General features: G+C 73.5%; 17 protein-coding genes. 7 read left to right on the top strand and 10 right to left on the bottom strand.

Annotated elements, in window-relative coordinates; genetic code table 11:
- Positions 1-112 precede the first annotated feature (112 nt).
- Together MXD62_RS31785 and MXD62_RS31780 are read left to right on the top strand one after the other, a co-directional pair.
- On the top strand, positions 113-2,281 hold the full coding sequence (locus MXD62_RS31785; RefSeq protein ID WP_248833062.1) for a protein kinase: 2,169 nt from the start codon (positions 113-115) through the stop codon (positions 2,279-2,281).
- A gap of 490 nt (positions 2,282-2,771) precedes the next feature.
- Entirely contained in the window at positions 2,772-3,797 is a 1,026-nt protein-coding gene (locus MXD62_RS31780) for a hypothetical protein (RefSeq protein ID WP_248833061.1), read from the top strand.
- A gap of 43 nt (positions 3,798-3,840) precedes the next feature.
- Here MXD62_RS31780 and MXD62_RS31775 read toward each other — a convergent pair whose 3' ends face one another.
- From MXD62_RS31775 to MXD62_RS31750, 6 genes are all read right to left on the bottom strand, one after another.
- On the bottom strand, positions 3,841-4,953 hold the full coding sequence (locus tag MXD62_RS31775; protein WP_248833060.1) for a type IV toxin-antitoxin system AbiEi family antitoxin domain-containing protein: 1,113 nt from the start codon (positions 4,951-4,953) through the stop codon (positions 3,841-3,843).
- A gap of 48 nt (positions 4,954-5,001) precedes the next feature.
- Positions 5,002-7,518: an FHA domain-containing protein gene (locus MXD62_RS31770; RefSeq protein ID WP_248833059.1), complete on the bottom strand. Its 2,517-nt coding sequence runs from the start codon at positions 7,516-7,518 to the stop codon at positions 5,002-5,004.
- A 643-nt stretch (positions 7,519-8,161) separates the two neighbouring features.
- Entirely contained in the window at positions 8,162-9,538 is a 1,377-nt protein-coding gene (locus MXD62_RS31765; RefSeq protein WP_248833058.1) for a DUF2993 domain-containing protein, read from the bottom strand.
- Positions 9,539-10,094: 556 nt separating this feature from the next.
- Positions 10,095-10,829, bottom strand: a complete 735-nt coding sequence (locus MXD62_RS31760; RefSeq protein ID WP_248833057.1) for an SDR family oxidoreductase — start codon at positions 10,827-10,829, stop codon at positions 10,095-10,097.
- A 108-nt stretch (positions 10,830-10,937) separates the two neighbouring features.
- Entirely contained in the window at positions 10,938-11,288 is a 351-nt protein-coding gene (locus MXD62_RS31755; RefSeq protein ID WP_248833056.1) for a hypothetical protein, read from the bottom strand.
- Positions 11,289-11,396: 108 nt separating this feature from the next.
- Positions 11,397-13,049: an FAD-binding oxidoreductase gene (locus tag MXD62_RS31750; protein WP_248833055.1), complete on the bottom strand. Its 1,653-nt coding sequence runs from the start codon at positions 13,047-13,049 to the stop codon at positions 11,397-11,399.
- Positions 13,050-13,250: 201 nt separating this feature from the next.
- Here MXD62_RS31750 and MXD62_RS31745 point away from each other — a divergent pair, with 201 nt between their 5' ends.
- Together MXD62_RS31745 and MXD62_RS31740 are read left to right on the top strand one after the other, a co-directional pair.
- Positions 13,251-14,090, top strand: coding sequence for a TetR/AcrR family transcriptional regulator (locus tag MXD62_RS31745; RefSeq protein WP_248833054.1), 840 nt, complete (start codon positions 13,251-13,253; stop codon positions 14,088-14,090).
- Positions 14,087-15,703 carry a glycerol-3-phosphate dehydrogenase/oxidase gene (locus MXD62_RS31740; protein WP_248833053.1) on the top strand — a complete coding sequence of 539 codons (1,617 nt, stop codon included), beginning with the start codon at positions 14,087-14,089 and terminating at the stop codon, positions 15,701-15,703. Before MXD62_RS31745 ends, MXD62_RS31740 begins: the two co-directional genes overlap by 4 nt.
- A gap of 84 nt (positions 15,704-15,787) precedes the next feature.
- Here MXD62_RS31740 and MXD62_RS31735 read toward each other — a convergent pair whose 3' ends face one another.
- Both MXD62_RS31735 and MXD62_RS31730 read right to left on the bottom strand, forming a co-directional pair.
- Positions 15,788-17,038, bottom strand: a complete 1,251-nt coding sequence (locus MXD62_RS31735; protein ID WP_248833052.1) for an acyl-CoA dehydrogenase family protein — start codon at positions 17,036-17,038, stop codon at positions 15,788-15,790.
- 20 nt (positions 17,039-17,058) lie between these two features.
- Positions 17,059-18,231: an acyl-CoA dehydrogenase family protein gene (locus MXD62_RS31730; protein WP_248833051.1), complete on the bottom strand. Its 1,173-nt coding sequence runs from the start codon at positions 18,229-18,231 to the stop codon at positions 17,059-17,061.
- Positions 18,232-18,636: 405 nt separating this feature from the next.
- On the opposite strand from MXD62_RS31730, the gene MXD62_RS31725 reads away from it, so the two are divergent.
- The gene (locus tag MXD62_RS31725) at positions 18,637-20,418 is read left to right on the top strand and encodes a glycerol-3-phosphate dehydrogenase/oxidase (protein ID WP_248833050.1); all 1,782 of its coding nucleotides are present in this window, start codon (positions 18,637-18,639) and stop codon (positions 20,416-20,418) included.
- 52 nt (positions 20,419-20,470) lie between these two features.
- On the top strand, positions 20,471-20,614 hold the full coding sequence (locus MXD62_RS31720; RefSeq protein ID WP_018501614.1) for a GPGG-motif small membrane protein: 144 nt from the start codon (positions 20,471-20,473) through the stop codon (positions 20,612-20,614).
- Between the two features lie 108 nt (positions 20,615-20,722).
- Here MXD62_RS31720 and MXD62_RS31715 read toward each other — a convergent pair whose 3' ends face one another.
- Entirely contained in the window at positions 20,723-22,234 is a 1,512-nt protein-coding gene (locus MXD62_RS31715; RefSeq protein WP_248833049.1) for an NAD(P)/FAD-dependent oxidoreductase, read from the bottom strand.
- Positions 22,235-22,431: 197 nt separating this feature from the next.
- Here MXD62_RS31715 and gnd point away from each other — a divergent pair, with 197 nt between their 5' ends.
- Positions 22,432-23,454 (top strand): phosphogluconate dehydrogenase (NAD(+)-dependent, decarboxylating), encoded by a 1,023-nt coding sequence (gene gnd, locus MXD62_RS31710; protein ID WP_248833048.1) that lies wholly within the window; start codon positions 22,432-22,434, stop codon positions 23,452-23,454.
- A gap of 143 nt (positions 23,455-23,597) precedes the next feature.
- Here gnd and MXD62_RS31705 read toward each other — a convergent pair whose 3' ends face one another.
- Entirely contained in the window at positions 23,598-24,134 is a 537-nt protein-coding gene (locus tag MXD62_RS31705; protein WP_248833047.1) for a hypothetical protein, read from the bottom strand.
- Positions 24,135-24,382 lie beyond the last annotated feature (248 nt).

The following is a 24,382-nucleotide window of genomic DNA, read 5'->3' as shown; positions in this document are numbered from 1 at the left end:
GCTCGGACCCAATTCTGTGGTAGTGATCTACCGATAGTGAACAGACTCCGGTACACGGCGGCGATCCTCACATGAGGCACTCGACCCGCCACGGCAGGTGAGGGTGGGCTCGATGTCATCGGATGCCGGTGTGACGGCGAGGACCGTTCCGCTCGGCGCGGACGATCCCCGTGAACTCGGTTCGTACCAGTTGCTGAGCAAGCTCGGCCAGGGCGGCATGGGCACGGTCTACCTCGGCAAGTCGCAGCAGGGCCGACTCGTCGCGATCAAGGTGATCCGCGCCGACGTGGCCGACGACTCCGAGTTCCGCGCCCGGTTCCGGCTCGAGGCCGAGACGGCTCGCCGGGTCGCCCGCGTCTGCACGGCGGAGGTCCTCGACGCCGACCCGGACGCGCCCCAGCCCTACCTGGTCACCGAGTTCATCGAGGGCGAGACTCTCTCGCGTTTCGTCGCCCGCAACGGCCCGCTCGCCGACGCCAATCTCGAGCAGCTCGCCGTCGGGGTGGCGGCGGCGCTGACCGCGATCCACCGGGCCGGCATCGTGCACCGCGATCTCAAGCCGTCGAACGTCGTGCTCTCACCGTTCGGGCCCCGCGTCATCGACTTCGGCATCGCCCGCGCGCTGGACGCCGCCACGAACCTCACCGGTGACCTCCAGCAGCTCGGCACCCCCGCCTTCATGTCCCCCGAGCAGATCGAGGGCGGAACCGTCACCCCGGCCGTCGACATCTGGGCGTGGGGCGGTGTGGTGACCTACGCCGCCACCGGGCGCTACCCGTTCGGGGACGGCAACGCGCAGGTGCTGCTCTACCGGGCGTTGCACGAGGAGCCGCGGCTCGACGGTGTCGACCCGGCGCTGCACCCCATCGTCTGGCACGCGATGCGCAAGAACCCGACCACCCGGCCGACCGCGCAGCAGCTCATGCTCCGCCTGCTCGGCGACTCCGGCGAGGACGCCGACGCCACGATCGACCCGCGTGAGGTCACCAACGTCCTGCAGGGCTGGAACCTGCCCGTGCCCGGCAGCGGCCCGGCGGAGGACGGCCCGACGATGGCCACCGCGGCCGGGACCCAGGGTCCCGCCGGCTACAGCAGCACCGAGGCCCCCACCAGGCTGCCGACCGGCGTCGGCGGCCGCCCGGGCACCCAGGGCGGCTTCCACCCCCAGGCAGGCGGCCCGACGCCTCCTGCGCAGGGCGGCGACACTCCGGGGACGGGCGGCACGGGCGGCGCGCCGGACAAGAAGCGCCGGACGCCCGTAATCGTCGGCGCCGCGGCGGCGGTCGCGGCGGTGGTTGTCGCCGCGACCCTGATCGCGACCAACGGCGGCGACGACAGCAACGACAGCTCCACCGCGTCCAGCGGGTCAGCCGCCGCCAGCGGCGGGGCCGCGTCCGGGATTCCGCAGGCGGCAACCCCGCTCGACCTCGACACGATGGTCTTCGCCAGCGACCAGAACGGCAACTACGACCTGTTCACAGGCCGCGTTCCCCCCGCGCAGGGGGAGCTCACGGACATCAAGCCGATCACCACCGCGGCCGAGAACGACATGCTGCCCTCGATCAGCAAGGATCGCCGGACGGTCGTCTTCTTCCGCAAGGGCTCGCCCAACGCCCTCTACGCGGTGGCGGCGGACGGATCGGGGTCCCCGGTGAAGCTGTTCACCAGCGGCCCCGCGGCGAAGCTGACGATCGCCGACGACGCCCGGCCATCGCTGTCTCCGGACGGCAAGTTCCTCGTCGTGCGATCGACGACCGATGAGTCCGGATTCCCGAACCCGGGTCTGTATGTGGTCTCGCTCGATGGCTCCGGGTTGTTCCGCCTCGGTGCCAAGCCCCAGGCGACCGACCCGGCCTGGTCACCGAGCGGTGAGCTCATCGCCTACTGGTCGTCCGAGACGGAGAGCGACCGCGGCTTCATCGTGACGATCCCGGCGAGGCCCGACTCCCAGCCGACGCCGATCACCAACGGCCAGGGCAACCGGGACGCCGACCCGACCTTCTCCCCGGACGGAAAGCGGATCGCCTTCAGCCGCGAGGTCGACGGTGACCTTGAGATCTACCAGATGAACACCGACGGCTCGGCAGTGGAGCGTGTCACCGCCGAGCCGGGCCGGGACCAGGATCCGGCCTACTCACCCGACGGAAAGCTCCTGAGTTTCACCGGCGAGCGGGGCACGCCGCTCCGCCGGATCTACCTCACGGACCCGGCGGACACGACCGCGGCGGACCGTCTCCTCACCAGCACCGCGGGCTTCCACATCCGCTGGGCGAGCGGCTGACCAAAGCCCCACGCCTCCCACCGGGAGGACCACCTCCATCCCGAAAAGCGTGATCGCCTGACGCGAGACACAGCGTCAGGCGATCACGCTTTTCGGGATGGTTTCGGTTTCAGCCCCTCGACAGCGGTACTTGCGGTCCCGGTGGCGGACCGATAACATTTGCCCCGGTGTGCCGGGAAGTCTGGTCGGCGAGCGAGCTGTGTTGTGCCCCGCCGTGTTAGTAGACCTTCCCTGGAGGCCTCTGGTCGTCCTTGAGCGCGTTGCCGCGTCCAAACCCGAAGACCGGCCGTAGCCCACTCCCCCCGCGGTTCCTTCCATGAGCTGCCGACGTCTCTGTCGTTGGCAGTGCCGCCGTGAATCGTTCTTCGATTCTCCGAGAAGGACGCCGCGCTCACCGACGTGATATCCGCCGACCTGACAACCACCAACGAAATGAGACACAGAGACGGTCATGTTGGCCGTCGCAGCCGATCTGAGAGCGGGACGGGACATGGCAGGACTCACCGGCGTCACCAGGACCAGGAGTGAGCGCGGGTTCGGCCGGCGACCGGTCCTGCGGGCCGCCGTGTTCGGAATCTCGGTAGTCCTGGTGGGGCTCGCGGTGACAGTCGGCTATGCCGCCTGGCGTGCGCATCGTTACGACGTGGCCCGGGGCCGGGCGACCGTCGTCGTCGAAGGCACGGTGATCAACGATCGGTTCGAGAAGAACTTCGAAATCCGGGTCCGCTGGACCGGTATCGACGGTCGAACGTATGCGCAGTGGCTGGAGGTGGACACCCAGTACCACGTCGGCGAGAAGTTCGCTGTCGCCTACGATCCGACCGACCCCTCGCCGCAGGGCTTTGTCGCGGAGCCGGGAGTGGGCCACGGCGGCGACGAATCATTCCTCTTCCTTGTGTACGCCGGTGCGGCCGCGGTCGTCGTGCCGCTGTGGTGGGGAACGCGTGGCCTGCGCTTCTCATACGCGGCGAGACAACCGGACCGTCCCATGGTCGCCCATCCCCGGGTCGGGCGATACACCCAGCGGGGATGGATCAATTATCCGAGTACCCGGCTCGTGCTGTACGAGCTCGGAAGTCCGGTGCCGTACGCCTGGCAGCGGGTCATGTGGCACCCGGGCATCGAGGAGATACCGGAGAAGGCCGAGGTGACCGTGCGGGGCGAATCGTCAGCGTCGGGGCTGGTGGGAGCACTCGCCGTCGACCTGCCGGGCGGTGTCCGTCTCGTGCCCGTCGGCCGCGTCCGGCGGCATCCGCCGAAGCGGATCGAGCTTCGTCCACGTGCCGGCGTCAACGCCGTCCTCGGGCCCGACGGCAGGATCGTCGTCGACCGCGACGATCCGCCGCCCCGCCCCCACCCGTGGTGGCGACGCGGTCCGCGCTACCTGCTCGTCGGTGTTCTGCTGGGCGGAGTGTTCGGGTTCGGCCAGGGCGGCATGGCCACGGTTCTTCCTGGTTCAGTGTTCATGACGACCGTGGTGCTGACCTGCTGGACGCTTTCCGGCGGGGAGCCCTGAACGAACAGTGCCACCTGCCCGGGCTGGCCTGGTCAGGAACACCTCACCGGCCGGAGCTGGCGAGGCGGCGCCGGATTCGCGAAGCCAGATGGTCCGGATCGTGCAGGTCGCTCCAGGTGAGCCACAGGGTGCTCATGCCGAGGTCGGCCAGCTGCGCCTGTAGCCGGCTCCGGTGGGCGGTCTGCCGCTCCCGGGCCGGCGGGGCCGCGAGCTCGTAGGTCTGCACCGCCAGCCCGGCCGACGGCCAGGCGAGATGCACCCGCTCACCGGCCCGGCCGGTGGCCGGACCGGGCGGCGCCCACCGGACCGCCTCCGGTTCGAGGCCCGCCTCGGCCAGGGCCAGGCGCACCCGCGACTCCAGCGGGGTACCCGCGCGCCCGTCCACCAGGTCCCATAACCGGGTGATGCCGGGTGGTCCCTCGCCCGCGTCGTTGCGACGCAGCACCGCCTCCTTCAGATCCACGAAGTCGGGCGAGGGACGCACCGCGCCGAGAGCCGCCCCGGATGTACCGCGACCGTTCGGCCAGCCGAGGTGCAGGAGAGCGTCCAGCATCGGTACGGAGATCGCGCGGTCGAGGCGGAGGATGATGTCCTGCAGCGTGCGGTGGGCGGTTGTCGCCTCGATGCCGGCGAGGTCCGTCGTCTCGCCTGGCGCCAGCTCCATGCAGTGACGCCGGCAGCCACGCCGGCCGCGGAACGCGGCCCCGCCCGGGAAGGCGACGTCGACAGGCTCGGTCGTGCCCTGGGGTGGCAGACCGGGGAGCCCGTGCAGCCGGGCCGCGGTCAGTAGGCAGACCGTCCCGCCGGCGGCCGCGAGCGCGGCCCGAGCATGGGCACGCACCCGGTCGCGCACCGGAGGGATGACGAGGGTGCCACGGATCGGGGTGTGCCAGCCGTGGGCCCGCCGGCGGGCGGCGATCGCCCCGTCGGACAGGCCGAGCCCGCGGGCCTGGCTACGGGTGATCATGTCGTCCTGCCTCCGGGCCAGGGCGACGACTCGGTCGTGAACGTCCGGCATGCGCCCGAGTCTGCGCCGCCACGCGGCACGCCGGCCGGCCCCGGCCGCCGGTGTGGACGACCAGATCCCGTACGAGCTTGTCCACCGGCCGGCCGGAACGCCGAAGGGGCGGTGCCCACCCTGGTCGAGGGTGGGCACCGCCCCTTCGAGCGTGCCGTGTGTGCGCGACCGCGACCGCGCTGGCGCCTAGCGGGCGGGAGCGGCCGGGCGGCGCTTCGCCGTCTTCGGGTCCATCCGCCGCACCAGCAGCGAGGTGACGATCACGCAGACGGTGCCCACCGCGAGGGCACCACCGAGGTCGATCAGGAACTGGGTGCTCGTGAAGTCGTACAGCGGGTCGGCCGGGAAGTCCGGGTTGATCGGAGTGCCGAAGCCGGAGATCTTGTTCAGGTCGATCACCGAGGCGAGGGCGGCGAAGCCCCATCGGGCCGGTGCGATCCAGCTGGCCTGCTCGAGGCCGGCCGTCCCCTCCGCGGGAACCAGACCGCCGGAGAAGACCAGCTGGGCCATGGTGATGAGCACCAGCAGCGGCATGGTCTTGTCCGCGTTGTCGACCAGCGCGGAGATGACCAGGCCGAGCATGGCCGAGGCGAGCGACAGCGCGATCACGGCGATCGCGGCCTCGAGGAAGGGGAAGCCGAACAGCCCCTCACCCATCTTGCGGCCGGCCAGGGCGATCGTCGTGAACACCAGGGCCTGCAGGGTCGTGACCAGGGTCAGAACCAGGACCTTCGAGCCGATATAAGCCGTCCGGGATAGGCCGATCGCCCGTTCTCGGCGATAGATCGGTCTCTCCTTGACGATTTCTCGTACCGAGTTCGACATGCCCATGAAACAGGCACACAGTGTTACGACCAGTAGGACCGTCGGGGCGTCTCTGTTGGGCCCGTCCGCTTGCACCACCAGATCCCCGGGGATTGCTCGTGGGATCGCCCCGAGAAGGAACGGGAAAGCGATGATCAGGCGTAGGTAGGACTTGTCGGAGGCGACGACGGCCATCGTCCGTCGACTCAGCGTGACGAGCTGAGAGACGACCGACTGCTGCCGGATGGACGGCAGGTCCTCGGGCGCCGGCCGCGCCGACGGCGCGGTGATCGACGCCGGGACGTAGTACCGCGACTGCCGGAACCGGGCCGCCGACTCGGCACCCGGGGTCGCCTCGAGGGTGAGGAAGACGTCCGGGTAGTCCTTCGCGCCGAAGAAGGGCAGGGCGTCGCCGGGCGGGCCGAAGTAGGCCACGTAGCCACCGGGCGCGAGGACCAGCACGTAGTCACAGAGGTCGAGCTGGGCAACGCTGTGCGTGACGACGACGACCGTACGGCCGTCGTCCGCCAGCTTGCGCAGCGACTCCATGACGTTCTTGTCCATGCCCGGGTCGAGACCGGACGTCGGCTCGTCCAAGTAGAGCAGGGTCGGCCTGGTCAGCAGCTCCAGGGCGACCGAGGTCCGCTTACGCTGACCACCGGACAGCCGCGAGACCTGGGTGTTCGCGTGGGCTGTCAGGCCCAGCTCGGCGAGGACCTCGTCGACCCGCTGCCGACGCTCGGCCTTCGTCGTGTCCGGCGGGAACCGCAGCTCGGCGCCGAACTCGAGCGCCCTGCGGACGGTCAGCGACGTGTGCAGCAGGTCCTCCTGCGGCACGTAGCCGATCCGGCGGCGCAGTTCGTCGTACTCGGAGTACATGTCCCGGCCGGCGTAGCGGACGTTGCCCTTGTCCGCCGGGCGGAACCCGGTCAGCGCGTTGAGCAGGGTCGACTTGCCGGCACCGGACGGGCCGACCACGCCGAGCAGCGCACGCCCGGGAAGCTTGAAGGTCATGTCGTGCATGAGCTGCTTCTCGCCGGCCCAGACGTTCAGGGCATCGGCCTCGAAGCTGACGTCGCCGGAGTCGAGGTACTCGACGAGCAGCTCGCCCTCGAGCTGGAAGACGTGGTGGCCGATGGCGATCACGTCGCCCTGGCTCACGTTCGCCCGGCTGATGCGGCGCCCGTTGACGAAGACGCCGTTGGCCGAGTCGAGGTCGGCGATCTGCAGCCCGTTGCGGTTGATGTAGAGCTCGGCGTGCCGGCGGGAGGCCAACAGGTCGGTGATGACGATGTCGTTGTCGCGGGCCCGGCCCAGCGACATCGTGCCCTGCCGGAGCCGGTAGGTCGTCCGGCGCTCATGCTCCTGATCCAGGCTCGTCGAGCCGGACGGCGTCCGCGCCGGGTCGTAGCCGCTGCCGCCACGGCCGCCGCCGGCGGCCGGCCCGGTCGGCGACGACGAGCCGCGCCCGCCGCCCTGGCCCCGGTTCGGGGCGGTGGGCCGCGGGGGCTGGTAGCCGCTGGAGCCGGGCAGCATCGTCTGCATGTCGTAGCCGGCCGGGTCGTACTCGGGCTCGTCGTCGAACCCGCCGCGCGCGGCGGGGAACTCGGGCATGACCACGACCTCGGGCCCGCTGGGAGTGCCGAGCCGGAACCGGACCTCGCCCTGTACGCTCACCGACTCGGGCATCCGCTGGCCGTCGACCCAGGTGCCGTTGGAGCTGATGTCGCGGACGGACCAGCCCGATCCGGTCTGCTCGACCAGCAGGTGCCGCCGGGAGACGCGACTGTCGGCGATGACGTAGTCCGCGGTCCGAGCACGTCCGATGATGAACTGCTCACCTGCCGGCACAGTGGCGGCACCGGCCTCGGTGACGACTCTCAGATACGTCGTCTGCACGACTCTCCCCCTTCACGACGGGACGCAGGCCGGGATGCCCCGCCGAAATCCTCTTCTGCACATCGTCCGGATCGGTCTCCGGACGGGACGGGCAACGGTGCCACCACCGGTGGATCCTCACTACCTTGACCGATCTTGCGGGATGCCGCAGATCGTAGCGTCGGGTGTCGACCTTGATCCAGCCCGGGTGACGCGAGCACCGTCGAACGGGCCGCTTCAGCCGTTTCTGGAGCCGACACCTCTAACCCTCCTCGCGTCGTTCGTTCACTTCCCGGTGCCTTTCATATCTCGCCGGCAGCGGAGCTGTGACCGAGTGTGGCAAGTCCGGCACGAGCACCGGCGACGAGGACGGGATCGGTGCACCACCGACAATGCCCGCCCGGAAGACCCGGGAGCAGCTTCTGTCGCCGATCTGACCCGCTACCGTACGCGCCCGCGGCCCGCGCGGACACCCCCCCGCCGCGATCTCCATGGTGCCCGTGGACGCCACCGCGGGGGGCACCGTGGCCACCCCCCGCCGCGGGAGCTCCGCGGCCCGCCACCGCCCGGCGCCGCCGGGCGGCCCGGCGGCCACGACACCGCGCCGGGGCCTCTGGCCAGCCCTCGACGCGGCGATCCGCCCGAATTATCCCGATCTTGTGGATCACTGCCCGCCAGCCGACTGAGGGGCGGCCGGCAGGATGACGTCCTTGGCCGTCGCGGTGAGCGAGAGGCCCGAGGCGTCCGTCGACGCCGCGACGATGTTGAGGTCGAACGGCAGTCCGGCGATCGGGATGGGGATCGAGTCGAGCCGAAGACCCGCGGGGAGCGGGATGTTGGCGTTGATCGTGCCCTTCAGCGACAGCTCCGACGGCACGAGGGTGAGCGCGTTGTCCTGAACCTCGAAGGTGGTCACGCCACCGATCTCCTGCGATCCGAGAATCCCGGTGTCGATCCGGCTGGAGATCTCGACCCGGTCACCGCCGTCCACCGGGTTGACCTGAACCGGCGGATCCTGCTTCGCGAGGTAGGTGTTCAGGTCGTCATAGCTGATCCGAACCGTCGCCCGGACGTCGTCCACCGGCACCTCGCCGACGTTGTCGGAGAGTGCGTCGCCGAGCGGTACGTGAAGGCCTTTGAGATTCGCGTGGACCTGCGAGATACGCGGGCCGGGGGTTGGTATTCCCTCGATCGTGACGCCGATGTCCTTGAACTTTCCGAACAGCACCTGGGTGAGGAACGGGAAGCCGCCGATGGTGACGTTCTTCACCGTCGGCGGAGTCGCGCCGGGCTCCAGGCTCTCCGCGACGCTGACCTCGATCTGCTTGACCATCTGGTCCTTGGCGATCGCGACCGCCACCCGGTCGCCCACCACGAAGAGCACAAGGAGGACCACAACGACGATCGCGAGGATGCGCCCGCGGCGCCGCCGCCGAGCGGGAGCCGGGCCCGGCGCCGGGCCCGAGCCACCCGGCGGACCACCGGGGCCGCCCGGCAGACCCCCGCTGTCGGACGCGCCCGGGTAGGCCTCCCCGTAGCCACCGTTCCCGGGCACCGGGCGGACATGGCCACCGCTGTCGGTGTAGGTGCCCGCGGCCTGACCAGGCTGGCCGTACTGGGGGCCGGTCGCGCCGGGCCGCGGGGACTGACCGGAGGCCGGCCCCGTCCACAGGTCACCCGGTCCGACGGGTGCCGTCGGAGCGGGCGCCGCCGCGCCGGGGGCCCCGGCACCGCGCCGGACCGCGTCGATGGCCCCGCCGAGCGTGGGCTCCGTCATCGGGGGCACGTGATCGTGCTCCGGCTGCTCGTCGGCAGGGCGCACCGGACGGCCGGGGCGGAACGCGTCCGCGGGTGGTGGCGGACCGGACGGGCGGAACGCGTCCGCGGGTGGCGGCGGGGCCGCCGGGGCTCCTGGCCGGGAGCGGCGCCGCACGTCCTGGGTCGGCCTGGTGCCGCCCTCGCCCCCGCCGGATCCCCCGGGGGGCATGACATTGGTGGCGTCCGCGGGCTCCTGCCCGTCCCCGCCGCGCCCGTGGTTCACCGGAACATCTCCCGCTCCGCGCCACGTCGGGGCCTCCGGCGTGGCGCCGCCGTGTCACAGTCGGTCATGTCGAGTCGTCCACCGCCCCGATCAACGATCGGCGTGGCCCGGCCGGCGGCACGGCCCCGCACGCATCGCCCCACAGCCCCGGGGCCCCGTGCCTGGTCGGCACGGGCCCGATCGGGCGGCGGAAACGAGGTGACGGTCGGCGGCACGGCGACGGCCGAAGCACTCGACCACGAGCCTTCGACCAGCCGGGCCGCCGTCCGAACCGTCGGCCCATCAAAAGATGGTCGCACGTGGGGCGGCTGGACAGCGGTGTCGGGTCCGATCACCTGTGTTGTGTACGTGTCGGATTACCGACCCGGACATTCGTCGGTGACGCGCTGTTCCATGGCTCGCGGCGAAGTGCCCCGTTCGATCCGTTTTCCGTGCGTTGTCCACCCGAGCCGGACGGGGCCGCCAGAACCGGCGATGTCCGGGCGGGGCCGGGCGGGGCCGGGCGGGGCCGGGCGGGGCCGGGCGGAGCCTGCGGGCCGCCGGCGGCATCGTCAGGTCAGACCTCCAGCGGGAGCTGGGCGGCGCCGCGGCGCCGGCGCGGTGGGGCGGCGAGGCGGAACGCCGTCCCACCCGGAGCCGCGAACGCGTGCCAGAAGTGATCGGCGACGGCTTCCGGCCGCAGCGGCCCGGACAGCCCGACCCGGCCGTCCAGCACCACCGTGCGCAGGCGAACGCCCTGGGCGGCGAGCCCGGGAGCCATCGCCCCGCCCATCGCCGCCAGGCCGGCCTTGCCCACCGCGAGCGCGAAACGCCCCGCCGCCGGCTCGCTGCGGGTGCCCGCGACCGTCAGCAGGACGGTGGCGCCCGGCCGGTCCACCAGCAGGGGCACCGCCGCCTGGACAGCGGTCAGCGCCCCGGTCACGTTCACCGCGAGAGTCTGGTTCATGGAGTCCGCCCGCACCGAGAACGCGGTGCCACGGATGCTCAGCTTGGCGTTGTAGACCAGCACGGTCAGCCCACCGATCGCGGCGGCGAGCCGCTGCGTCGCCGCCCCGAAGGCCGCCTGGTCGGTGACGTCGGCGACCGCGCCCGTGACGTCGTGGCCGTCCGCGGCGAGCTCGGCGGTAATCCGGGCCACCGTGTCGGAGGAGCGCGAGAGCACGCCGAGCGCGAACCCCTCCTCGGCGAACCGGCGCAGCAGCGGGCCACCGAAGGCCGCACCCGGCCCCACCACGATCAGCCCGCGGGTCGGCGGCGCCGGCTCCCGGCCGTTGGCCGTGCCGTTGTTCATGTGCCCATCCTGACGCGCGATGTCCTCCCCCGTGTCGCGATGCGACCGGTTCGGCAAGGTCGCGCCCGAATCATCACCCCCGACGGCCCGGGCCGGCCAGAACTGACCTCAACGCGAGCTGGACGACGTCCGACTGCCGGCGCGGTCGGTGCGGTTGGCGGTGCTGGTGCGGTTGGCGGTGCTGGTGCGGCGGCGGCGGCGCGACAGCAGTGGACGGCGGGGCCGCTTCGGGCGGCCGCCACGGCGCTCGACCGGCCGGGCGCCGATGGCTGCCCGGCCGACGCCGGATGCCGCACGGTTGGCAACCGCGTCCCCGCCGGCCGGGCGGGCGGCGGGGATCGCGTTCGCGGCTCGGATGGGCGCCGCCCGGCGGTAAACGACCGCGAGCACGGCCGCGACGGCCAGGATGGGTAGCGAGATCAGCACCAGGGCGACGATGACGGCGGCGAGTGTCTGCATCCTGGATCGATACCCAATGTGTCCGTGACGTCACACGAAGCCCCGTTACCCGGCGAGATCCGGTATCGACGACCCCGGTGGGCCGTGCGCGGTATCCGGACGGCGGCGCTACTCGGACGGCGGCGACACGAGGACACCCGGGTTGAGGATGCCCGCCGGGTCCAGCACGGCCTTCACCGCGCGCAGGACGGCGACGCCCACCTCGCCGACCTCCGCGGGCATCCAGGGACGGTGGTCCGTGCCGACCGCGTGGTGGTGGGTGATCGTGCCACCGTTCGCCATGATCGCGTCTCCGGCGGCGCGCTTCGCCCGGTCCCAGCGGGAGATCGGGTCCGGGCCCTCGGCGCAGACGACCGTGAAGTAGAGCGACGCCCCCGCCGGGTAGACGTGCGAGACGTGGCAGAGAACGACGGCCGGCGACCCGTCGGACTCGATCGCGCCGGTCACCGCCGCGCGGACCGCCGCGTACAGCGTCGGGATCGCCGACCAGTACCCGGCCGTCTCCAGGGTCTCGGCGAAGATGCCCTCGTCGAGGAGCGCGTCGCGCAGGTACGGGGCGTGGAAGCGGCCGGCGGCCCAGTCCCGTCCCACGTCCTCGCCGAGCGGGCGGGCGCCGGCGTCCCTCAGGACCGCGCGGACCTCCGCGGCGCGTCCGGTCACCTCGTCCTCGCTCCCCTCGTACCCGGTGACCAGATAGCACCCGCCCGAGGCGGTGACATCGGTGCCCGCGCTGACGGCGTTGGCCAGGCCGGCGGCCGTCTCCAGTTCGTCGGAGAGGCGCAGGACGGTGGGCAGCAGGTCCCGCTGGGCCAGCTCGCGCAGCAGGTCCAGGCCGGTGGCCAGGTCCGCGACCCGCCAGCCCTCGTACCGCCGCCGCGCCGGGGCCGGGCGCACCCGCGCGGTGACCTCGGTGATCACCCCGAACGCGCCCTCGGAGCCCAGCGCGAGCTGGCGCAGGTCGGGACCGGCCGCCGACGCCGGTCCCCGCCCCGGCTGCCACGTCCCCACCGGGGTCGCCAGCCGCAGCCCGGTGACGAGCTGGTCGAACCGCCCGTAGCCGGCCGATGCCTGGCCGCTCGACCGGGTCGCCGCGAACCCGCCGATCGTGGCGTACTCCCACGACTGCGGGACGTGCCCGAGGGTCAGGCCGTGCTCGGCGAGCAGCGCCTCCGCGGCGGGCCCGCGCAGGCCGGCGCCCAGCACCGCCGTCCCGGAGAGCTGGTCGACGCGCAGGAGGCCGTCGAGCCGGTGCAGGTCGAGCGCGACGGCGCCGTGCCACCGGGGTGCGCCGTCGGGCGCCTGACCCGGCGGGAGCCGGGGGGTGAGGCCGCCGACGACCGAGGTGCCGCCGCCGAACGGGACGACGATCACGCGGTGGCGGGAACAGATCCGCAGCACCGCGAGGACCTGGTCGTGATCGAGCGGCGCGACGACGGCGTCGGGCGCGTCGGAGGCGTCCCCGGACCGCAGCCGCAGCAGGTCGACGGTGGAGCGGCCCCGGCAGTGGCGGACCCGCGCCTCGCGGTCATCCCGGAGATGGCCGGCGCCGACCACGGCCCGCAGCTCGTCCAGCACCTCGCCCGGCAGGCGGACCGGCGGGAGCGTGATGTCGGCGAGCGCGACCGGCGCGCTGGGGCGGGACGGAATGCCCAGCTGGCCGAGCAGGTCGCGGACGGCACCCGGCAGCGGGTGGTGCGCGGCCGCGGCGCCCCACCCCCACCAGACCGGATCGGCGGGCGGGGTCGTCGCCTCGGTGGTCATCGCCGTCACCTCATCCGTTCGCATCCGTTCCGCCGGGGTCGAGGCGGTATCGTCGATACGCTGTGACAACTCGAGTAACAGTGTCACACGATCCCGTCCCGGGCACAGTCAGGGCGCGCAGCCAGGGCGCACAGCCAGGGCTGAGCGGGCGGAGCGCCTCGGCGGGTGGGAGCGGCGAGAGCCGCGGGAGGGAGACAGCCGGTGACCGGGCCGACATCACCCCACACCCTGCCGGTGCCCGGCCGCGGCTCCGCGCGGGCCGGCGCCTTACCCCTCGACCACTCCGGGCCCGCTCCGGGAACCGCTCCCGGTGCGGGCCGGCGCGGCGAGAGCGCCGACGCGGCCGTCCTGGATGCCGCCGCCGCGTCGCTGCTCAGCGTCGGCGTACGTCGGACGACCGCCACCGACGTGGCCCGGCGCGCCGGCGTCAGCCGGATGACGCTGTACCGGCGCTGGCCCGACCTGCGCTCCCTTGTCGGCGACGTGATGACGCGCGAGTGGGGCCGGATCGTCACGGCCGCGGCGCGGGCGGCCGAGCCGTCCCTGGCCGCCGGCACGCGGGCCGGCCTGGTGCGCTACCTGGTCACCGCGGCGCAGACCTTCCGCGCGAACCCGCTGTTCCGCAAGATCATTGAGACGGACCCGGAGCTGCTGGTCCCCTACGTCCTGGAGCGTCTCGGCGCGACCCAGCGGCTCGTCCTGGAGCTGCTGTGCGAGCAGCTGCGCGAGGCGCAGGCGGGCGGCGCCGTCCGGGCGGGTGACCCGGCGGCCCAGGCACGGATGGTGCTGCTCGTCGTGCAGTCGTACGTTCTCTCCGCGGACGCGCTGGGCGACGAGATCACCGAGGAGGCACTGGCGCGTGAGCTCTACCTGACACTGGACGGCTACCTGGCCCCGCGCGCCGGCGAGACAGCCGAGGCCGCCTTCGACGCCGCTGACGCAACTGACGCCGTCAGGGCCGTTGACGTCGTTGAGGCCGTCGAGGCTGCTGACGCAGTTGACGAGATCCGGCCGATCGAGCACCCGGGAGCGCCGTCATGAGCACACCGTTCGACCGCTCGTCGCTCACCGCCGACCGCCGTGCCCGCGAGCTCGGCGAGCTCGCGGGCGGCGAGGCCGTCGATCTCCTCGTCGTCGGCGGCGGCGTCACCGGCGCCGGGGTGGCGCTCGACGCGGCCTCGCGCGGGCTGTCCGTCGCGCTGGTCGAGGCGCACGACCTGGCCTTCGGCACCAGCCGGTGGAGCTCGAAGCTCGTCCACGGCGGGTTGCGCTACCTAGCCTCCGGTGACATCGGGCTGGCCCGGGAGAGCGCGCTCGAACGCGAGATCCTGATGCGCCGCACCGCCCCGCATCTGGTGCACCCGCTGCCGATCGTGCTGCCGCTCACCGAGGACGTCCCCGCCGGCTCGGCGATGCTGGCCCGGGCCGGGATGGGCCTGGCGGACCTGCTGCGGCGGGGCGCCCGGACCCCCGGCACGGTACTGCCGCCGCCGCGGCGGCTCTCGGCGGTCGAGACGCTCGGGATGGTCCCCGGGCTGCGCGAGGCCGGGCTGCGCGGCGGCCTGCTCCACTGGGACGGCCAGCTCGTCGACGACGCGCGCCTGGTCGTGACGATCGCCCGGACGGCGGCGGCGTTCGGCGCCCGGGTGCTGACCCGGGTCCGCGTGCTGTCAGTGGGGAGCTCGGGGTATGCCCTGGGCGGCGCGGCACGGCACGGCGGCCTGCCACCGGAGCCGGTCGGCGTCGAGGTGCTCGACACCCTGACCGGCACCCGGTGCACGCTGCGGGCCCGCACCGTGGTGAACGCGACCGGGGTCTGGGCGCCCGCGCTCGCCCCGGAGGTGCGGCTCCGCCCCAGCCGCGGCACCCACCTGGTGCTGCCTGCGGCGGCGTTCGGCGGCACGCCGACGGCGCTGTCGGTGCCGATTCCCGGCGAGCGGAACCGGTACGCCCTCGTGCTGCCGCAGGGCGACGGGCGAGTGTACGTGGGACTGACCGACATCCCGACGGACGAGGTCGCGGACGTGCCGACGCCGGATCACCAGGAGATCACGCAGCTGCTGAACGTCGTGTCGAGCGTGCTGGCCACCCCGGTCGACCGCGCGGACCTGCTGGGGGCGTTCGCCGGGCTGCGCCCGCTGCTGGACGGCCCGAGCGGGCGCACGGCGGACCTGTCCCGGCGGCACGCCGTGCACGTCGGGTCCGACGGCGTGATCACCGTGGTGGGCGGCAAGCTGACGACCTACCGCCGAATGGCGGCGGACGCGGTGGACGCCGCCGTCGCCCAGGCCGACCTGGACGCGGGGCCCTGCCGGACCGACCGGCTCCCCCTCGTCGGGGCGGCCTCGCGCCGCGTGCTCGCCACGGTGCCGGCGCCGCGCCGGCTGGTGGCGCGCTACGGAACCCAGGCCCCGGCGGTGCTGGCCCTGGCCGAACGCGACCCGGAGCTGCTCGCGCCGATCGCTGACGGAGTCGCGGTCACCCGCGCCGAGTTGGTGTTCGCCGTGCGCCACGAGGGAGCACTCGACGCCGACGACCTGCTCGACCGGCGGACCCGCGTCGGGCTCGTCCCCGCCGACCGCGCGGCGGCGCTCGACGCGGCACGCGAGGTGCTGGCGGCCTGCGCCGTCCCCTCCGGCTCGCCGGTCGACTGAGCCACCGGCCGACCGGGCCCGACCGACCCCGAGCCGGCGATCGAGCGGGCCCGCGATCGAGCGGGCCCGCGAAGCGCCGAGCTGTCAGGTCAGGGAGTCGACGGTCAGCGCGGCGACCCGCTCGAGATGGGCGGGAGGGTCGCCGAAGGCCCCGTACATCCGGCGGGCGCGCTTGTAGAACAGGTGGGCCTCGTGCTCCCAGGTGTACCCGATGCCGCCGTGGTACTGGATCATCGTCGCGGTGGCGTCCCGGGCCGCCTGGCTCGCCTTCGCCTTGGCGACGGCGACGGCGAGCTCCAGGTCGTCGAGGCCCGCGTCGAGCGCGTGCGCGGCGTACATCACGGCGTGCTCGGCCATCGTGACCGCGACGTGCAGGTCGGCGAGCTGGTGCTTGAGCGCCTGGAACGAGCCGACCGGGCGGCCGAACTGGATCCGCTCCCGGTCGTAGTGAACCGTCCTGGTCAGCGCCTCGCGAGCGACCCCGGCCTGGTCCGCCGCCGTGAGCAGCGCGCCGCGGCGGACGAGGTCGGCGAGCGCCGCCGCCGACGAGCCGGGCAGCCGCCTGGCCCGCGCCCCGGCCAGTTCCAGGGCGGCGAGCCGGGTGGTCCCGTCGGGACCGGCCAGCGGGCGGACGGCGACGCCGGCCGCGCCGGGGTCGAGCAGGTACAGGCCCACCTCACCCGCTCCGGGAGCAGCGCCGGCGGGGCCGGGCTCGATCGCCGCGACGACGACGAGGTCGGCGACCCCGAGATACTCGACGGGCGACGCCGTCCCGGACAGCTCACCGACGAGACCACCGGAGCCGCCGAACACACCGGAGTCCGAAGGCTCGCCGGAGCCCCCGGCCCCTTCGGACCCGAACCCGTTGGACCCCGCGGCGATGCCAGCGACGGTGCCCGGCGCCGGGCGCGCGGTGACCGCCACGCCGGAGGCGTCCCAGGCCCCGCCGGCTCCCCGCAGGGCCACCGTCGCCACGAGGTCGCCGTCGGCGAGGCGGGGCAGCAGCTCGGCCCGCTGCGCGTCCGACCCGGCGAGCCGGACGGCCTCCCCGGCCAGCACCGTCGGCAGCCACGGCCCCGGGACGGCCCCCGCGCCGAGCTCACGGGCGACGACCTGGGCGTCCAGCAGCCCGAGGCCGAGCCCGTCGAACTCCTCCGGGACGCACACGGCCAGCCAGCCCTGCTCCCCCACCGACTTCCACAGCTCCAGCGGGTGCCCGTCACCGGCGGTGTCCTCGAACACCGCCCGCACCGCCGTGAGGTCGAAACGGCCGGCGAGAAAGGCCCGGACGGTCTCGCCCAGGGCACGCTGCTCGTCAGTCAGCGCAAAGAACACTTCGATGGTCCCTTCCGGACTCAGCGCGGCAGGCCGAGCACCCGCTCGGCGACGATGTTGCGCTGCACCTGCGACGAACCGCCCCAGATGGTGACCGACCTGGTCCAGAACCCCTCCGACTGCAGGGCGGAGACGTCGAGGCCCGCGACGGGGGTGCTGACCGCCGCGTCGGCGCCCAGCAGGTCGTCGAAGGTCTCGAACAGGTCCTGGTAGGTCTCGGACCACTGCAGCTTGGTCATCGACGACTCGGCGCCCAGGTCGGCGCCCCGCTCCACCTGGGTGAGCACGTGCATGGCGTGGTAGCGCAGGCACTCGAGCTCGACCATCCGGCGGCCCAGCTCCTGGCGCAGCACCGGGTCGGTGTCCCGCCCCAGCGCGCGGGCCGCCCGGACGATCTCGTCGTAGGACTTCCGGAAGGCGGTGTACTGCGAGATGCCCGACGCGCCGCGTTCGAAGGAGAGCAGCAGCATCGCCGTGGCCCAGCCGTTGCCCAGGCCGCCGAGGCACTCGCGGGCGGGGACCCGGGCGTCGGTGAAGAACACCTCGCCGAACTCGGTCGCCCCGCTCATCTGCCGCAGCGGCCGCACCTCGACGCCGTCCTGGTGCATGTCGAGCAGCAGCATCGACAGGCCGCGGTGGCGCTGGCTGCCCGGCTCGGTGCGGACCATGGTGAAGATCCGGTCACCGTGGCCGGCGTTGGTCGTCCAGACCTTCTGGCCGTTGACGACGATGTCGTCGCCGTCGGCCACGCCGGACGTCCGCAGCGCGGCCAGGTCGGAGCCCGCGTCCGGCTCGGAGAAGCCCTGGCACCAGATCACGTCGCAGCGCAGCAGCGGACGGATGATCTCGCGCTTCTGCTCGTCCGTGCCGATCGCCATGATCGTCGGGGCGAGGAAGGCGAGCCCGAGCGGGTTGACGGTTCCCGGCGCTCGGGCGAGCGCCAGCTCCTCGTCGTAGATCGCCTTCATGCCGGGGGTGCCGCCGCGCCCGCCGTACTCGGTGGGCCAGTCGATGCCGGCGAAGCCCGCGTCGAACTTGCGGCGCTCCCACTCCCGGCGCAGCTCGAAGCCCTCGTCGTCGGGGACGCCCGCCCAGAAGCCCGGCTCCCGCCACGCCGCGGGGACGCTCCCGGCGAGCCAGCTCCGCAGGTCCGCGCGGAACGCCTCCTCCGCGGCGCTGAAGGTCAGGTCCATCTGATCACCACTCCGGGCCAGGTCGTGGATCGGGCGGCCCCCTGGTCGGGCACCCCCGCCCGACGGTGTGCGACGGCAGCAGATCGATTCGCCCGACCAGCATGCCCCATCCGGGCCTCGACACGCGGCGCCGGGCGGGAACAGGGAGACGGGTTCCCGGTCGCGACGACCGCCACTGTCCGGAGCGGACCTGCCGGCGGGCCGGCTGGGCATCATTGAGGCCAACCGCACCCCCGTGCGCCCGATCGACACCCGCCGTTCACCTCAGTGTGAGCGGTGCGCACCAACTGCCGGCACGATGGGATGGAGCCGTCCGCACCGCGGGTCGGCAACGCCCGGGGGCACCCGGGACAACCCAGACAGGACGCCCAGGACAGGACACGGTCGAAGGGGGATCCACACACCATGACCGGTACCGCCCGCCTCGACCCGGCCAGCCGGGCAGCCGCGCTGCGGCGCATGCGCGCCGAGCCGGTGGACGTCGTCGTGATCGGCGGCGGCGTGACCGGCGCCGGGGTGGCGCTCGACGCGGCCACGCGGGGCCTGTCGGTCGCCCTGCTCGAGGCCCGCGACCTCGCCGCCGGGACGTCCAGCCGGTCGAGCAAGCTGATCCACGGCGGCCTGCGCTATCTGGAGCAGCTCAACGGCGCCCTCGTCCGCGAGGCGCTGCGCGAGCGGTCGCTGCTGCTGGAGACGATCGCCCCGCACCTCGTCCGGGCGATCCCGTTCCTGCTCCCGCTGACCCATCACGGCTGGGAACGCGCCTACATCGGCAGCGGCGTGCTGCTCTACGACACTCTCGGGCAGGGCATCGGGCGCATCGCCCCCCGCACGGGCGGGGACGGCGGTGCCCCCCGCAGCGGGGGTGTCCCGCTGCACCGGCACCTGACCCGCAAGGCGGCGCTGCGCGAGTTCCCGTCGCTGCGCCCCGACGCGCTCGTCGGCGCCATCCAGTACTGGGACGGGCAGGTCGACGACGCCCGGCACACCATGTTCGTCGCCCGCACGGCCGCCCGCTACGGGGCTCTGGTCGCCACGAGCGCCCAGGTCACCGGGCTGGTGCGGGAGGGCGACCGGGTCGCCGGGGTGCGGGTGCGCGACCTGGAGAACGGGGTCGACCTGGAGGTCCGCGCCGCGCAGACGATCAACGCGGCCGGGGTGTGGACGGACGACATCCAGGCGATGGTCGGCGGGCGCGGGCGGCTCTCGGTGCGCGCGTCGAAGGGTGTCCACATCGTGGTCCCGCGCGACCGCATCCACGGCTCGACCGGGTTGATCCTGCGCACCGAGAAAAGTGTCCTGTTCGTGATCCCCTGGGGCAGCCACTGGATCGTCGGGACGACCGACACCGAGTGGAACCTCGACCTCGCGCACCCGGCCGCCAGCAGCGCGGACATCTCCTACCTGCTCGACACCGTCAACCGGGTGCTGCGCACACCGCTGACCACCGAGGACATCACCGGCGTCTACGCCGGCCTGCGGCCGCTGCTGGCCGGCGAGTCGGAGGACACCTCGCAGCTGTCCCGGGAGCACGCCGTGGTCAGCCCGGTCGCCGGGCTCACGATGGTCGCCGGCGGCAAATACACGACGTACCGGGTGATGGCGGCGGACGCCGTCGACGCGGCGACGGCCGGGATGAGCCGCGCGGTGCCGCCGTCGTGCACTGATCGTGTCCCGCTGCTCGGCGCGGACGGCTACCCGGCGCTGTGGAACGCCCGGGAGGGCCTGGCTCGCGACTCCGGGCTGCACGTCGCCTGGGTGGAGCACCTGCTGCACCGGTACGGCACCCTCACCGAGGAGGTCCTGGCCCTCGTCGCGGACCGGGCCGAGCTGGGCCGTCCGCTGCGCGGCGCGCCGAAGTACCTGGCGGTCGAGGCCGTGTACGCGGCGTCGCACGAGGGCGCGCTGCACCTCGAGGACGTCCTGACCCGGCGGACCCGCATCTCGATCGAGACGGCCGACCGCGGGCTGGAGACCGCCCCCCAGGTCGCCGAGCTGATCGCCCCCGTCCTCGGGTGGAGCCCCGCCACCGTCGAGCGCGAGATCGATCACTACCGGGCCCGGGTCACCGCAGAGCTCGAGTCACAGCGGCAGGCCGACGACCACACCGCCGACGCGGCCAGGCTGGGCGCTCCCGACGTCCGCCCGGTGGTGCGGGAGGGGCGCGGCGCCGCCGCCCCGGCCTGATCCGAAGGTCCCGGGGAGGTTTTGTTGACCTCGGGTAAGGAACCAGACGACGATGGAATTCATTCTCTGGCTGATCGCCGTCATCCTGGTGATCGCCGGCATCGTTTCCCTGGTCCGGGGCGCCATCCTGTACGGGATCGCGCTCATCGTCATCGGCCTGCTCGTCGGCCCCGGCGGAGTCTCGATCTTCACCTGACGGCGGTGAGCCGGCCCGCCGCGGGACCCCCGCCCGCGGTGGGCACGCCGCCCCCCGACGTTCCAGGACGGATGTTCCGCCCCGCATCGGTGTCGGCACCCGAGCTGGTCAAAGACCGTAGGCCTCCAGCAGCCGCAGCCAGACCTCGCTGACCGTGGGGAAGGACGGCACCGCGTGCCACAGATCCTCCAGCGGGACGGCCCCGACGATCGCGATGGCCGCGGCGTGCACCATCTCCTGCGTGTCGTGGCCGACGAACGTCGCCCCGACCAGCACCCGGCGGGCGGTGTCCACCACGATCTGGGACGTCCCGACGGCGTCGGTGCCGCGCACCGACGAGCCGGCCACCGACGCCGTCGGGACGGTGACGGCACGGACATCCAGGCCGGCCGCGTGGGCCGTCGCCTCCGTCCGGCCGACGGCGCTCACCTGCGGATCGGTGAACGTCACCCGCGGGACGGCCCTCGGGTCGGCGCGGTCGGCGGCGGGCCGGCCCGCCGGGTCGAGGCGGCCGGTGATGGCGTCCGCCGCCACCCGGGCCTGGTACTTGCCCATGTGGGTGAGCAGCGCACGGCCGTTGACGTCCCCGACGGCGTAGAGCCAGTCCCCGGCCACGCCGGTGGCCCGCATCCGGTCGTCGACCTCGACGAAGCCCCGCGCGGGCAGGCCGACCGCGGGCAGGCCGAGCTCGCCGGTGGCGGGGGTCCGCCCGACGGCGACCAGGATCTCGTCCGCGACGACGTGCTCGGGCCCGCCGTCGCCGTCCAGAGTGACCACCACGGGCCCACGCGGCGTGCCCGGCCCACCCGGCTCACCCGGCGTGCCCGGCGCCTCCCTGCGGACGGCCACGGCCCGTCGGCCGGTGTGGACCGTGATGCCCTCGGCCTCGAACGCCGCGCGCACCTCGTCGCCGGCGAACGGCTCCTCGCGCGCGAGCAGGCGCGGACCGCCCTCGACGACGGTGACCTCCGCGCTGCCGAGGCGGCGGAACGCCTGCGCGAGCTCGGCGCCGACCGCGCCGCCGCCGAGCACGGCGAGGCGGGCGGGCACCGCGCGGGCACCGGTCGCGGACCGGTTGTCCCACGGATCGGCCTCGGCGAGACCGGGGACGGGCGGAATGGTGGCCCGCGTCCCCGTCGCCAGGACGACCGCGCGGGTCGCGGTGAGGACCCGCTCGCCGCCGTCCGGCGCGAGCACCGCGACCCGGCGCTCGCCGACCAGCCGGCCGGCCCCGCGCCGCACCGACACACCGCGCTCGCGCAGCCACGGGAGCTGGCCCTCGTCGGAGTACCCGCCGACCATCTCGTCGCGCCGGGCGAACGCCGCCGCGGCGTCGACCCCGGTGCGGGCCCCGCCGACGGCCCCACCGACGGCGCCCGCCGCCCCGGGGACGGCCCTGGCGGCCGCCACGACCTCACCAGGGCGCAGCAGGGTCTTGCTGGGGATGCAGCCCCAGTAGGAGCACTCCCCGCCGACACGCTCGTGCTCGATCACCGTCACCGACAGCCCCGCCTCGGCGCACCGGCCGGCCACCACCTCGCCCGCCGGCCCCGCTCCGATCACGATCACGTCGACCTCGCTGGCGCCCGTGCCTCCGTCGGCGTCGTCGGACCTACTCATGGGCACACCTCTCCGCGTTGGGACCAGCGTCGCGAGGCACCATCTCACCTGCCGCGTCGCACCCGAATGCCACCGCACCGGGTCGGCAGCCCACCGGCCGTGACCGAGGACGCGACGAGGTGCCCCCGTGCCGACGGCAGGATGGAGCTCGAGGACCTCACCTTCGACCGGTCCGTGCAGGACCATCGGGAGTTCAGATGCAGCTCGGAATGATCGGACTCGGCCGGATGGGCGCGAACCTCGTCCGCCGGCTGATGCGCGACGGGCACGAATGTGTGGTCTACGACGTGAACCCCGAGACGGTGAAGTCACTGGCCGCCGAGGGCGCCGTCGGCGTCAACTCGCTGGCCGACTTCGCGGCCGCGCTGAGCACCCCGCGGGCGGCCTGGGTCATGGTGCCCGCCGGCCTGACCGGCCAGACCGTCTTCGAGCTCGCCGAGCACTTCGAGGCCGGCGACATCATCATCGACGGCGGCAACTCCTACTACCGCGACGACGTCGACCGGGCCGCGAAGCTCGCCGAGCGCGGCCTGCACTATCTGGACGTCGGCACCTCAGGCGGCGTGTTCGGGCTGGAGCGCGGCTACTGCCTGATGATCGGCGGCGAGCCGGAGGTGGCCGCCCGCCTCGAGCCGCTGTTCGAGACGATCGCCCCCGGCGTCGACACCGCGCCGCGTACCCCGGGGCGGACGGGCGAGATCACCCAGGCCGAGAAGGGCTACCTGTACTGCGGCCCGAACGGGGCAGGCCACTTCGTCAAGATGATCCACAACGGGATCGAGTACGGCATGATGGCGGCCTTCGCCGAGGGCATGGGCATCCTGGAGAAGGCCGGCATCGGGCGCTCCGAGGCCGCCCTGCACGACGCCGAGACGGCGCCGCTGGCCCATCCGGAGTACTACCAGTACGACTTCGACATCGCCTCCGTCGCCGAGGTGTGGCGGCGCGGCAGCGTGGTCAGCTCCTGGCTGCTGGACCTGACCGCCACCGCGCTCGCCGAGGACCCGAAGCTCACCGAGTTCGGCGGCCGGGTCTCCGACTCCGGCGAGGGCCGGTGGACGGTGCTGGCCGCGGTCGAGGAGGGCGTCCCGGCCCACGTGCTGACCGCGTCGCTCTACGAGCGGTTCAGCTCCCGCGGCGAGTCACTGTTCGCCGACAAGCTGCTGTCGGCGATGCGCAAGCAGTTCGGCGGCCACGCCGAGAAGAAGGCGGACGGCTAGCGTGGCGGGTGAGTGGGTCTACAGACCCACTCACCCGCCACACATCTCCCAGCCGGCCCGGCAAGGGGCTGGCTTGGCTTCGGGACCCCGAACTTCGGGGGTCGGGGGCTCACTTCGAAGGACAAGGGCCCAGGCTGCCGGGGTCACTGCTGGCCGGCGGACGCCTCCAGGCTTGCCCGGTCACCCATGATGATCATGGGATGGCTGCTCGGGGCCAGCCAGTGCAGGACGGTCTCCATCGAGGCCTGCGGGAGGCTGACGCAGCCGCGGGTGGGCGTGTTGTGGTCCACGTGCAGCCAGATGTCGCCGCCGGCCGCGGCGCCCAGCGGCCGGGCCGGGTCGGACGGCGGATGCCCCGGCAACCGGTTGTAGTCGATCGCGACCACGTAGTTGAAGGCCTCCCCCATCGGGTCGCCCTCGTAGCCGCCGGCCTGATAGAAGGACGGGCGGTACTCGTAGGGAAGCGCGGTGCCCGGGTCGGCGTAGCGACCCCCGGCGGCGGTGAGGCTGAACACGCCCACGGGGCTACGCAGATCGCCCTCGACGTGGTCGTGGGTCCAGCCGTTGGCTCCGTTGCGGCCGGGGATCTCCGCGCTGACGGCCGTCCAGGGGGCGTCGGCGTCCGCGCGCTGCCAGAGCACGACGCGGTTCACGGTTGAGGACTGGTCTGCGCCGGTCACGACGACGACCTGCCGGGTCGACGACGGGATCCGCGACATCATGAGGTCGCCGATGCCGGGGATCGCGCCACGGGACTGCTCCGTGCCCGATCCCGCGACGGCCGCGCGGCCCGCGGGCGCCGCGGGGTGGGGGGTGGCGGGGGGGGGGGGGGTGGGGGGGGGCGGGCGCCCACGGCCCGACCGGGGCGATGGTTGCTGATGCGGCCTGCTCTGCCTCGGCGGCCTCACGGTCCGCGGTACGGTTTCCG

The sequence above is a fragment of the Frankia sp. Mgl5 genome (assembly GCF_023242985.1).
In the GTDB taxonomy this organism is placed as follows: Bacteria; Actinomycetota; Actinomycetes; order Frankiales; family Frankiaceae; genus Parafrankia; species Parafrankia soli.
The sequence above is the reverse complement of the archived record's forward strand: the minus strand, read 5'-3'. Positions and strand labels throughout refer to the sequence as shown.